This is a genomic window from Actinoplanes sp. L3-i22, from assembly GCF_019704555.1.
Lineage (GTDB): Bacteria > Actinomycetota > Actinomycetes > Mycobacteriales > Micromonosporaceae > Actinoplanes.
The window spans coordinates 4543609-4555793 of the sequence record NZ_AP024745.1; the positions used below are offsets into that span (position 1 = coordinate 4543609).

Sequence of the window (12185 nt, forward strand, 5' to 3'; positions counted from 1 at the left end):
GATAAAACACTGAAACAAACCGCCTCGCCGGGTCGGAGGATCCATCGTGAACACAGAGACCACCACCGCCGGACTCGGTCGCCGCCAGGCACTGCGACTGGCCGGGCTCGCCGGGCTCGCCGCCGCCCTGCCCGGCTGCGGCCGCGGCTTCGGCGGCAAGAACGACGACGACGGCAAGATCGAACTCAACATGGTCTGGTGGGGAGACGCGCAACGCGCCCAGTTCACCCAGAAGACCCTGGAGCTGTTCCACGCCGCCAACCCGGACATCCGGGTCCGCACCGAATACCAGGACAGTTCGCCCTACAAGGACAAGCTCGCCGCCCGCTTCGCGGCAAGCGACCCGCCCGACCTGATGGCGATGCGCTTCGACAGCCTGCGCGAATACGCCGACCGCGGCACCCTGCTGGACCTGGCCACCCACACCGACCGGCTGGACCTGAGCGGGCTGACCCCGCAGGCCACCGCCCTCGGCCAGGTCGGCAACCAGAACTTCGGCGTGCCCTCGGGGCTCAACACCATCGGCTTCGTCATCGACAAGAGCCTCACTGACAAGTACGGCGTGCGCATCCCGGACGGCGACACCTGGAGCTGGACCGACCTGGCCACCTTCGCCCAGCAGGTCAGCAAGGCCAGCAAAGGCAAGGTCTACGGCACCAACTTCGAAGCGTTCACCGTCGCCAACCTGCTGGTCTTCGCCCGCCAGCGCGGCGAGGACTTCTTCACCGCCGACGGCCGGCTCGGCGCCACCGCCGCCACCGTCACCGCCTGGTACCAGATGATCGAGAGCCTGCGCGCGGCCGGAGGGTTCCCGCCGGCCGGCTTCATCGACCAGAACAACGGCACCTCACCCGCCCAGTCCTACCTGGCCAAGAAACAGATCGCGTCGCAGATCATCCCCACCAACAACCTGCTCGGCTACAACCAGGCCTGCGGTGGCGCCCTGCAGTTGCTGCGCATCCCCGGCGAGACCCAGGCGACCCGTCGTGGCCAATCCGTCGACACCCCGGCGCTCTGGTCGATCGCCGCGAAGTCGAAGCATCCGCAGGAGACGCTGAAACTGCTCAACTTCCTGGTCAACGACGTGCAGGCCGGCAAGGCCGCGGGCGCGACCCGGGGCGTGCCGCCCAGCACCAAGGTCGCCGAGCAGATCACCGCCACCCTGGAGCCCGACAACCGGCGTTCCAACGAGTTCCTGGCCGCGCTGCAGAAGGAGAAGCTGCCGGCCTCGTACCCCTATCCGGTGGGCGCCAGCAAACTCACCAACATCCTCAAGACGATCAGCACCGAGGTCGAGTTCAAGCGGATGACCCCGGCCGCGGCCGGCGAGAAGTTCATGACCGACGCCCGCAAGGCGATAGCCGGGTGACCACACTCGCCCCGGCCCGCACCCGGCGGCGGCAGGACCGGGCCGGATACCTGTTCCTGCTGCCGTGGTTCGGCGGCCTGCTCTTCATGGTCGTGCCGTTCTTCGCCTCGCTCTACCTGGCCTTCACCCACTACGACCTGCTCACCGCGCCACGCTGGGCCGGGCTGGCCAACTTCCGCCAGATGCTCGGCGACGCCACCCTGCACCAGTCGTTGCGGGTCACCCTCGTCTACACGGTGGTCTCGGTGCCGCTGTCGCTGATCGTCGCGCTGGCCGTGGCCATGATCCTCGACCGCGGCGTACGCGGCCTGGCGATCTACCGCAGCATCTACTACCTGCCCTCGCTGCTGGCCGGCAGCGTCGCCATCGTCATGCTCTGGCGCTACATCTTCTCCTACCACGGCATCGTCAACGACGCCCTGGCCTGGTTCGGCATCCAGGGCCCCGGCTGGGCCACCGATCCCCGCTACGCGCTGGGCACCCTGATCCTGCTGCACGTGTGGACCTTCGGCTCACCCATGGTCATCTTCCTGGCCGGCCTGCGGCAGATCCCCGCGATGTACTACGAGGCCGCGTCCATGGACGGCGCGTCGCCCTGGCGGCAGTTCCGCTCGGTCACCCTGCCGCTGCTGAGCCCGATCATCTTCTTCAACCTGGTGCAGGCGCTGATCGCCTCATTCCAGACCTTCACCCAGGGGTACGTGATCAGCAACGGCACCGGCGGCCCGGGCCAGTCCACCCTGTTCTACAACCTGTACCTGTACCAGAAAGGCTTCGCCGAATTCGACATGGGTTACGCCTCGTCGATGGCCTGGCTGCTGCTGGTGATCATCGCCGGGTTCACCGGCATCAACTTCCTCGCCGCCCGCTTCTGGGTCTTCTACGACAACTGAGGAGGCCCGATGACACTCACCGCACCCCGGACCACGCCTGCCGAGCCGGAGATCCGGCCCGTACCACCGAGGAAGCCACGCCCCCGCTTCCTGCGGCACGTGCTGCTCTGCGCCGTCGGCGCGATCATGCTCTACCCGCTGCTCTGGATGATCTCCAGCTCGCTCAAACCCAGCAACTCGGTCTTCACCGACGAATCGCTGTGGCCGGCCGCCTTCGACTTCGGCAACTACGCCCGGGGCTGGACCTCGCTGAGCGAACCGTTCCAGACCTACCTGGTCAACTCGCTGATCATCGTCATCCTCAGCATCATCGGCAACCTGCTGTCCTGCTCGCTTGCGGCCTACGCGTTCGCCCGGCTGCGCTTCCGCGGCCGCAAACTGTTCTTCGCGCTGATGCTCGGCACCATGATGCTGCCCGGCCACGTCCTGGTCGTCCCGCAGTACGTGCTCTTCGACAAACTCGGCTGGCTCAACACCTACTACCCGCTGCTGGTCCCGCACTTCCTGGCCACCAACGGCTTCTACATCTTCCTGATGGTCCAGTTCATGCGCTCGCTGCCCACCGAGCTCGACGACGCCGCCCGCATCGACGGGTGCGGGCCGTTCCGTACCTTCTGGAAAGTGATCCTGCCGCTGTGCCTGCCGGCCTTCGCCACCACGGCGATCTTCACCTTCATCTCGGTCTGGAACGAGTTCTTCGGCCCCCTGCTGTACCTCACCGACCCGCAGCTCTACACCGTCCCGCTCGCCCTGCGCCAGTTCATGGACTCCGAGGGACAGAGCCAATGGGGCGAGATGTTCGCGATGTCGTTCCTGTCGCTGGCCCCGGTCATCGGCTTCTTCATCGCCGGCCAGAAATACCTCGTCAAAGGCATCGCCACCACCGGATTGAGGTGAGCTCGTGTTCCGCATCGCCGCCTCCCTGGCCGCCACCGTCACCGGCCTGGCCCTGGCCACCGTGCCGGCCGCCGCCGACGAGACCCCGATCTACCTGGACCGCGCCTACTCGCCGGCCGAACGCGCCGCCGACCTGGTCGCCCGGATGACCCTGGCCGAAAAAGCCACCCAGCTCACCAGCAGCCAGGCCGCGGCCATCCCGCGACTGGGCATCGCCGCCTACGGCTGGTGGAACGAGGCCGGGCACGGCGTCGCCCGGGAGGGCACCCGCAACGGCGGCGGCCCACCCACACTGATCAACACCACGTCGTATCCGGTCTCGCTGTCGCTGGGCTCGACCTGGAACCCGGACCTGGTCTACCGGGAGGCCACGATGATCTCCGACGAGACCCGCGACGTCTTCCGGCAGAACAAGCTCGACCTCGGCCTGTACTCACCGACCGTCAACCTGGCCCGGGACCCGCGCTGGGGCCGCAACGACGAGACCTTCAGCGAGGACCCGGTGCTGACCACCGCCCTGGCCGCGCAGTTCGTCAACGGCCTGCAGGGCCAGACCACGACCGGCGAACCGCTGCCGGAGTCCGGCGGATACCTCAAGACCGTCGCCACCCTCAAGCACTTCGCCGCCAACAACAGCGAGTTCAACCGGACCACCGGCAGCTCCGACGTCGACGAACGCACCCTGCGCGAGTACTACACCGCCCAGTTCCGCGACATCGTCGCGCGCAGCCGGCCCGGCTCGATCATGAGCGCCTACAACGAGCTCAACGGAGTGCCCGCACCCGCGAACCTGCATCTGCACGACACGCTCGCCCGGCAGACGTTCGGCTTCGGCGGCTTCTTCACCTCCGACTGCGACGCGGTCTACATCATGCAGTCCGGCCACCACTGGCAACCGTCCAACGCGAGCGCGCCGGTCGACGAGTTCAGCCGCACCGCCTACGCGCAGTCAGCCGGTGAAGACCTCAACTGCAACGCCGGTTACAAGGACGGCAAGAACTACGCCAACACCATCCCGGCCGCCATCGACAAGAAGATCACCACGTTCACCGGTGTCTACAACGAGAACGACGTCGACGTCTCGGCCGTACGGCTGTTCACCGCCCGCATCGCCACCGGCGAGTTCGACGCCGAGGCACAGGTGCCGTGGATCGCCGCCGCGCGCGCCCGGCTGGCCCCCGGCACCTGGACCAACACCGAGGCCAACAACGCCGTGACCGAAACCCCGCAACGGCTGGCGATGGCCCGCCAGGTCGCCGCCGAGAGCCTCGTGCTGCTCAAGAACGACCACGACACACTGCCGCTGCGGGTACCGGCCGGCGGCGGCTACCGGGTCGCGGTGATCGGCGCTTACGCCCAGCCGGTCACCATGTTCCTCGGCGGGTACAGCAGCGTCCAGGGCGCCGCCGGCCAGGCCAACTCGGTCAGCGGATACGCCGGCCTCACAGCAGCGATCCAGGCGATCAACCCGGCCGCCGCCGTCGACCTGCTACCCGCCACCGCCGACGGCATCGCGGCGGCAGCCGGCTACGACACCGCGATCGTGTACGCCGGCACCGACGACACCACCGCCCGGGAGTCGCACGACCGTATCGACCTTGCCCTGCCCGGGGGCCAGGCGCAGCTCATCGACCAGGTCGCCGCGGTCAACCCGCACACCGTCGTCTACCTGGAGACGGTCGGGCAGGTCGACCTCGCACCGTTCGCGGCGAAAGTGCCGGCGATCCTGTGGAGTTCCTACAACGGCCAGCAGAAGGGCGCCGCCCTCGCCGACGTCGTTACCGGCGCCGTCGACCCCAGCGGGCACCTGCCCTTCACCTGGTACGCCGACGCCGCCCAACTGCCGCCGATCGGTGACTACGCGATCCGGCCCACCGCCACCACCCTCGGCCGCACCTACCAGTACTTCACCGGCGACGTCGCCTACCCGTTCGGCCACGGCCTCAGTTACACCCACTTCCGCTATACACACCTGCGCGCCGACGACCGCCATGTGGACGCCGACGGCACGATCCGGGTCACCGCCGAGGTCACCAACACCGGTCGGGTCACCGGCGCCGAGGTCGCCCAGCTCTACGCGGCCACCCCGCAGGCCGCCGACCGGCCGCGCCAGCGCCTCGCCGGCTTCCGGAAGATCACTCTCGAACCCGGTCAAACCCAGAAGATCACCTTTCCCGTACGGGTGAGCGACCTCGCCTACTTCGACGAGTCCAGCGGCCGCGTCCGCGTCGACACCGGCCGTTGCGAGCTGAGGCTCGGCTCGTCCAGCGGCGACATCCGCGCTCGCACCGCGGTCACCGTGACCGGGCGGCTGCACGCGACACCCACCTTCGTCACCGCCCGGCCGGTCGTGGTCGGCGACGCGGCCACCGGCGTCTCGCAGCGGGTGTTCTTCCCGGCGGGCAGCCGTATCGACCCGCAACTGACCGTCGCGTTCAGCGACGACACCCTGGTCGGCTACCGCGGCCTCGGCGCCGGCACGCCGCTGCCCGCGGGCATGCGGATCCGGTACGCGACCAACCGTCCCGCCGTGGTCACCGCCGGCCGAGACGGCCTCACGGCCACCGGACCCGGGGTGGCCACCGTAACCGTCACCATCCGCTACCACGGCGCTACCACCTCCGGAACGTTCGTCGTCCTCGTCCGCGACACCCCCGCCGAGCCGGTTCGGTGATGCCGGCCCCCCGTTCCGTGCTCGCGCGCCGGTCGAGGTATTCCAGCAATTGCCGGGCAGCTGAAGACGTCCGCCTACACTGCCAGGCGTGACGCCGCGACCCGTTCGCCGGCGCCCGGCCGCAGCCTGGCACCTACGCGCCGTGGATGCGCCGGCGGCGCTGTTTGTCGCCGCGACTCAGGTCTTGTGGTGGCCGCTCGGGCCGTCCTGGCTGGGAGCGCCCCTCCCGCAACTTCATCTGTGGCGCGCCCTTCCGCTGCTCTGTCTTGCCGCCGTTGCCGCGGGTCTGCGTCGCTGCGCTCCCGGGCCGGCACTTGCGATGGCACTGGCGTGCGCGATATCGGGGGGCGGGCCTGAACGCCGCCGGGTTGGAGGCAGCCGACCTGGTGTGTGGCCCGGCTGCGGTGTTGCTTTCGGTGTATGCGCTCGCGGCGCACCGAACCGCCCCGGTTTCGGTGTTCGGAGCGGCGGTGGTTCCCGTCGCCGGGGCGGCCGGCGTCCTGGCGACCGGAGCCGGTATCCGAACCGCGGGCCGACTGCATCGCCGGTCGCGGGCCCGCCGCCGCGCTGTCCGCGAGTACCGCGCCGCAGCCCACACACTGCTGCCGGCGCCGCCGTACACCGGTGACCTGGCCCCCACAGGCTGACCGGGTACTTGTCGCGGCCGGCTTGGGCTTTGGCCGGTGGGAAGCGTTGCTCAGCCGTCGAGCAGCGCCGTGGCCAGGTTCTCCATGGCGAGGTAGCGGTTGAACATGGGATGCCGGCTGCCGACGGCCACGTCGCGCCAGAACCGTTGCAGGGGATGGGCCGCCGCGAACCCGGCTGTGCCGTGCAGATCCAGCAGGTAGTCGATGGCGGCCTGGCAGTCGCGGGCGGCGCCGGCCATCGCGAGCAACCCGCCGGCCGGGTCGGAGCCGTCGGCGCGGGCGATGTCGAGCATGGCGCGTTCGGCTCGGTCGACGAGGCGTCCGGCTTCGGCGAGCCAGTGCCGGGCACCCGGGGAGTCGCCCATCCGTGCGTACGCGGTCATGAAGGGTTTGCGGTCGGTGGCGAACATCGCGATGACCACGTCGAGGGCGCCGCGCGCCGCGCCGGCCATCGGGGCCAGCAACGTGAGACCGAAGAAGAGACGAGCGGCGGGGCCCGGCGGCGCGGCCGGCCGCACCATCTCCTCCGGCACGCTCAGGTCGTCGGCGACCAGGGTGTGGCTGCCGGTGCCACGCATGCCGGCCGCGTCCCAGGTGTGCTCGACGCTCAGATCCCGCAGCGGAACGGCCATGATCGCGTACGTGCCGTCGAGCATGACGCCGAGACTGGCCCACGCGGCGTCCGCGCAGCCGGAGACGTACTGCCAGCGGCCGGTCACCCGCAGTCCCGCGCCGGTTCGCACGGCGCGCCCGCCCGGCTGGCCGGAACCACAGGTCAGAGCGTCCGGGTCGGCGAAGACCCGGGCCGCGGCCCGCTCGCCGAGCTGGGCGGCGAGCATGGTTTTCGAGGTGGCGCAGGTGCCGGCCACCCAGGCGGTCGACGGGCAGGCGCGCCCCAGCCGGGCCAGGTGCAGCGCGGTCCGCTCGGCGTCGGCCCACGTTCCGCCGTACGCGATGGGGGTTCGTAGCGCGAAAGCGCCGTCCTTGCGGGCGGCCTCGATGCTCGCGGGCGCCGGGCGCAGCAGTGCCTCGGTCTCGGCGGCGTGAGCGAGCAGGATGTCGTGTGTCGCGGTAGTCACAGTCATCGAGCCAACCAGGGCGAACCGGGGCAAGCCATACGCCAGTGACGCGTTCCGATAATCGCGTGTGCTCTAGCCTTCGCCCGTGGATGTGATCACCGAGGCGCTCCGCTCGGTCAAGTCGGGCTTCTCCGGCGCCCGGCTGATCCGCTGCTCGGGCACCTGGGGCATGCGGTTCCAGGCGTTCGAGGGCATCGGTTTCCACATCGTGCTCGAGGGCGAGGGCTGGCTGATCGAGCCGGATGGCCGGCACACGCCGGTCGGGCCCGGCGACGCGGTGCTGATTCCCGGCGGCGCCGAACACGGGCTGAGCCACACGCGGGCCCCGCTCGCCGGTCTGACGGACCTGCGGATGGGCCCGATTCCCGCCGAACCGGGGCCGGCCGACTTCGCCTTCCTGTGCGGCGCGCACCGTCTCGACCGTGGCCGCGCCCACCCGTACCTGCGGGCCATGCCCGACGTCGTGGTGGTCCGTCCCGACTACGACGCCGATCTGCGGCTGCGGTCGCTGGCCGACCTGCTCGGCGCCGATGTCGCCGAGCGCGGCCCCGGCGCCGAGACCACCCAGAAGGCCCTGATCGACCTGATGATCGTGCACGCGTTGCGGCGGTGGCAGGCGGAGAACGCGCCGAGCTGGCCGGCGGTCAGCGACGACGCGGTGTCGGCGGCGCTGAGCGAGATCCACCGCAATCCGCAGCGGCCGTGGACGGTGCAGGATCTCAGCGCGAAGGCCGGGCTGTCGCGGGCCGCGTTCACCCGCCGGTTCACCGCGCTGGTCGGCCAGCCCCCGATGGCCTACCTCACCCAGTGGCGGCTGGGTCGCGGCGCCCGGCTGCTGCGGGAGACCGGCGAGCCGCTGGCGGCCATCGCCCGGCAGGTGGGGTACGGGTCCGAGTTCGCTTTCGCGGGCGCGTTCCGCCGGGCGTACGGGATCGCGCCCGGCCGGTTCCGGTCGGAGCCGCTGGGGGACCGGCCGGGCGGTTGACCCGGGACGGCCGCCTCTGCTGGCCGCTTACGGAGCCACGGGCGTCCGGCAAACCCTGCCCGCACTGGCTTCGCGCTCGGGTCGGCCATCAAACCGATCACCGCTTTTCTCCCCCAGGATCGTGGGCCACGCCGGCTTTCCCCGTCGAACCCGGCCGTCGATCTTCGATACGATGCGATCGATATCTGCCCGTTGTCCGTGAAGGAGCCGTGGTGAGCAGCGAAGACGCACCGTTCAAAGTGGATGCTACGACGCCCCACCCGGCGCGGCGCTACGACTACTGGCTCGGCGGGAAGGACAATTTCCAGGTCGACCGGGATGCCGCGGACGCGATCGAGAAGCACTTTCCGACGGTACGGCTGCTCGCCCAAGAGAACCGCTGGTTTCTGCACCGCGCCGTGCGTTTCGCCGGCCGGGAGCTCGGCATCCGGCAGTTCCTGGACATCGGCACCGGCATCCCGACCAGTCCCAACACGCACCAGGTCGCGCAGGAGATCGATCCGGCGGCCCGGATCGTGTACGTCGACAACGACCCGCTCGTGCTCACCCACGCCCGCGCCCTGCTGACCGGCACCCCGCAGGGCCGGACCGCCTACATCGATGCCGACCTGCGCGAACCACGCAAGATCCTGGACCACGCGGACACCGTGGCCGCGCTGGACTTCACCCAGCCGGTGGCCCTGATCATGCTCGCGGTGCTGCACTTCATCAAGGACGAGGAGAATCCGCGGGCCATCGTCGACACCCTGGTCGACGCTCTCCCGGACGGCAGCCTGGTCGTCGTCTCGCACGGCACGCCCGAGCACGTGACCGCGGAGCAGGCCGCCAAGATCGGCCGGGCCGACGCCAGTCAGGCGCGGGTGCGTTCCGGGACCGAGCTGGCCGCGCTGTTCACCCGCCCCGACCTGCGGTTTGTCGCGCCGGTCACCTCGATCTCGCAGTGGTGGCCGCAGGACGCACCCCAGCCGCGCCCGTCGGTCGCCGACGTGGCGATGAACGGCCTCGTGGCTCGGGTCGTCCGGCACTGACCGGCACCGCCGGCGCGGTTCGTGACACCGCCCGGCGATATGACCCATCAGGGATGACAGGTTGTATAGACAGGCAGAAGGAATCTTATAGATTTAGATTAATTGATGTACTTGCATCGACTCCCGCCCTATTGATCCCGATGGGGCGTCCCCCTGAGAGTCGATGGCCGAGAAAGGACCTCACGTGCGCATCTCTCGACCCCCGCTCTGGGCGGCATCCCTCGCTGTCGCGCTCGCCATTCCGGTGGCCGCCACCGTCGGCGCGAGCGCGGCCGCGGCCGCCGGCACCGCCGGTCTCACCGCGACCGTCCAGGTCGGCCAGGTGACCGGCAGCGCGTTCACCGTGCGTGTCACGGTGCGGAACACGTCGTCGTCGGCGGTCAACGTGCTCTCCCGGGACCTGCCGCAGGCCCGCGAGTCCAAAGCCGTCCTGGCCGTGACCAGGGACGGTGTGCCGGTTCCCTACCGCGGCAAGGTGGCCAAGCTCGCGGCGCCGACCGCGGCCGACTACACCCGCATCCCCGCCGGTGGCGCCTACAGCGCGACCGTGAACCTGGCGGACGACTACGACCTGTCGAAGCCGGGAACGCTCGCCGTCACGCTGGCGTCGACCCAGGTGCGGGCCTCGACCGGGGCGACGACGCTCCGGGTCACCGATCGGGCCACCGTCCGCACCACGGCGGCTATCCGGGGCGCCGGCACCCGGTCCAGCGTCGCGTCGACCACCACCGAGAAGGTGCAGATCTCCGCCGTCGCGGCGGTCAGCATCACCTACCGCAGTTGCACCACGAGTGAGAAGACCTCGCTGGCGACGGCCGTCACCAACGCCGCGACGATGTCGCAGAAGTCCACCACCTGGCTCACGGCGAACCCGTCCGGCGGCGGCGCCTACGCCACCTGGTTCGGCACCTACAGCTCGTCGCGGTTCTCCCGGGTGAGCTCGGCCTACACCAAGATCACCAGCGAGCTGACCAGCAAGGCCATCACGCTCGACTGCACCAGCAACGAGGACTACTACGCCTACGTCTACCCGGACGAGCCCTACATCATCTACCTCTGCAACGCGTTCTGGACGGCGCCGGCCACCGGTACCGACTCCAAGGCCGGAACCCTGATCCACGAGTCGAGCCACTTCACCGTCAACGGTGGTACCGACGACCACGTGTACGGCCAGACCGCGGCGAAGTCGCTCGCCATCTCGAGCCCGGCCAACGCCGTCGACAACGCCGACAACTACGAGTACTTCGCCGAGAGCCGCTGACCAAGGGTTCAGCTCGCTCCGACTCGCAGCCCGTTCCAGCGTCCTCGGGACGTCGTGGCGCATCGTCCACGGCACCCTGGCTGGGGCGGGCTGCCCCGTGCCCACCCGGAAGACGACCAGCCGTGGGTGAAGGCCTACCGGAGCGGGTTCTACTGCCCACTCGGCGATGGCCTCGACATCGAGGTGAACTACCGAACCGCCTCCGCGCTGCTCGACACCACACAGGCGGGCGTCGCATCTTGGTGAGTACTTTCCGCCGCCGTACGGAAAGGGCAATTGTGATCGGCAAAAGCGATCTCAACGCGGCACTGGGAGCGCCCGGAATGGACCTCGAGGTGCGGATGCTCGGGGTCAGCCGGCAGTGAATCCAGCAGTGGCCGAGCGGGAGGATGCGCGCGATGTGCCGCTGGGGCGGTGACGATCGTGCTGGCCAGGCCCCACCTGAGCCGGGTGTCGGCAGGCCCGGCGGCACCACGGCGCGGTATTCGTCGGAGGTTTGGGAAACCGCGAACAATAGTCACTGCGCGTAGTAATGCGACTACTATTCGGTTCGGTGTCGTGTTGTGATCGGTCCGGGAGGATGTCGGTGAGCGTGACCGAGGCTGCGTCTGATCGGGTTGCCGTTCCGGTACCCGAGCCGGTCGGGGTCCTCGAGGGGATCGGCCTGTCCCGGCTCGGCCACGATGTGCGCAGTCCCTTGGGCAGCATCATCAGTCTCACCGCCCTGATGAGCCGCAAGATTGCCAACGGCACCACGGACCCGGCTCAGCAGCTCCACCAGTTACGTCTGCTGAACCGTAGCGCGACCGGGCTGCTGGGCTTCTTCGAGCGGTTCGTGATGCTGGTGAGGTTGGAAAGCGGCGAGTTCGATTTCCCGAACGTGACCGTCGACTGCGCCCTCATCGCCCATCAGGTGGTGGCCGATCTTTCCCCCGCGGCATCCGGGCCCGGTCGTCACCTCAAGCTCGAAGTGCACGACGGCCCGGCGCTTGCGGCGGGCCCGGCGGGCACTGCCGAGCTGATCATCATGGAACTGGCGGACAACGCCATGAAACACGGCGTGGCTGACGCGGTGGTTCGAGTCGACGCTCCGGCCGGATCCGGTCAGACCGTGATCAGTGTCGCCGATCACGGGCCCGGCCTGTCCGCCGAAGATCTCCCTCGGATCTTCCGGCCGTTCGAACGCGGGGCGGCCGCCAGCGGGCACGACGACAACGGAGCCGGGCTCGGCCTGCCACTGGTACTGCGGGCCGCCTTGCGGCACGGCGGAACGTTGCAGGTGGCCACCGGTCCGTCCGGCAGCGTCTTCACCGTGTCGGTGCCGGCGGCGTGAAAGCCCCGAGGGGAGAAGC

General features: G+C 69.7%; 9 protein-coding genes. 8 read left to right on the top strand and 1 reads right to left on the bottom strand.

Going from position 1 to position 12185, the window contains the following annotated elements:
- Positions 1-46: 46 nt before the first annotated feature.
- Genes L3i22_RS20170 through L3i22_RS20185 form a run of 4 tightly spaced genes read left to right on the top strand, consistent with a single transcriptional unit; the run spans position 47 to position 5833 of the window.
- Positions 47-1369: an ABC transporter substrate-binding protein gene (locus L3i22_RS20170; RefSeq protein ID WP_221328505.1), complete on the top strand. Its 1323-nt coding sequence runs from the start codon at positions 47-49 to the stop codon at positions 1367-1369.
- Positions 1366-2262 carry a carbohydrate ABC transporter permease gene (locus L3i22_RS20175; RefSeq protein WP_255658425.1) on the top strand — a complete coding sequence of 299 codons (897 nt, stop codon included), beginning with the start codon at positions 1366-1368 and terminating at the stop codon, positions 2260-2262. The genes L3i22_RS20170 and L3i22_RS20175 overlap by 4 nt, the downstream gene beginning before the upstream one ends.
- Positions 2263-2271: 9 nt before the next feature.
- Positions 2272-3159, top strand: a complete 888-nt coding sequence (locus L3i22_RS20180) for a carbohydrate ABC transporter permease (protein WP_221328506.1) — start codon at positions 2272-2274, stop codon at positions 3157-3159.
- A 4-nt stretch (positions 3160-3163) separates the two neighbouring features.
- Positions 3164-5833, top strand: coding sequence for a glycoside hydrolase family 3 C-terminal domain-containing protein (locus L3i22_RS20185; RefSeq protein ID WP_255658427.1), 2670 nt, complete (start codon positions 3164-3166; stop codon positions 5831-5833).
- Positions 5834-6530: 697 nt separating this feature from the next.
- On the opposite strand, the gene L3i22_RS20190 is transcribed toward L3i22_RS20185, so the two are convergent.
- On the bottom strand, positions 6531-7565 hold the full coding sequence (locus tag L3i22_RS20190) for an acyl-CoA dehydrogenase family protein (RefSeq protein ID WP_221328507.1): 1035 nt from the start codon (positions 7563-7565) through the stop codon (positions 6531-6533).
- Positions 7566-7644: 79 nt separating this feature from the next.
- Between L3i22_RS20190 and L3i22_RS20195 the strand changes: the two genes are divergently transcribed.
- The 4 genes from L3i22_RS20195 to L3i22_RS20210 all read left to right on the top strand — a co-directional run bounded on the left by L3i22_RS20195 (position 7645) and on the right by L3i22_RS20210 (position 12166).
- Entirely contained in the window at positions 7645-8544 is a 900-nt protein-coding gene (locus L3i22_RS20195) for an AraC family transcriptional regulator (protein ID WP_221328508.1), read from the top strand.
- Between the two features lie 212 nt (positions 8545-8756).
- A complete protein-coding gene (locus L3i22_RS20200; RefSeq protein ID WP_255658430.1) occupies positions 8757-9572 on the top strand; it encodes an SAM-dependent methyltransferase in 816 nt (271 codons plus the stop codon).
- Positions 9573-9756: 184 nt separating this feature from the next.
- Positions 9757-10833, top strand: a complete 1077-nt coding sequence (locus tag L3i22_RS20205; RefSeq protein ID WP_221328510.1) for a M35 family metallo-endopeptidase — start codon at positions 9757-9759, stop codon at positions 10831-10833.
- A 586-nt stretch (positions 10834-11419) separates the two neighbouring features.
- Positions 11420-12166, top strand: coding sequence for a sensor histidine kinase KdpD (locus L3i22_RS20210; protein WP_221328511.1), 747 nt, complete (start codon positions 11420-11422; stop codon positions 12164-12166).
- Positions 12167-12185: the final 19 nt, after the last annotated feature.

Coding starts and splice junctions, on each gene's coding strand:
- L3i22_RS20180 (WP_221328506.1), top strand. CDS start 2,272: ATGACACTCACCGCACCCCGGACCACGCCTGCCGAGCCGGAGATCCGG.
- L3i22_RS20190 (WP_221328507.1), bottom strand. CDS start 7,565: ATGACTGTGACTACCGCGACACACGACATCCTGCTCGCTCACGCCGCC.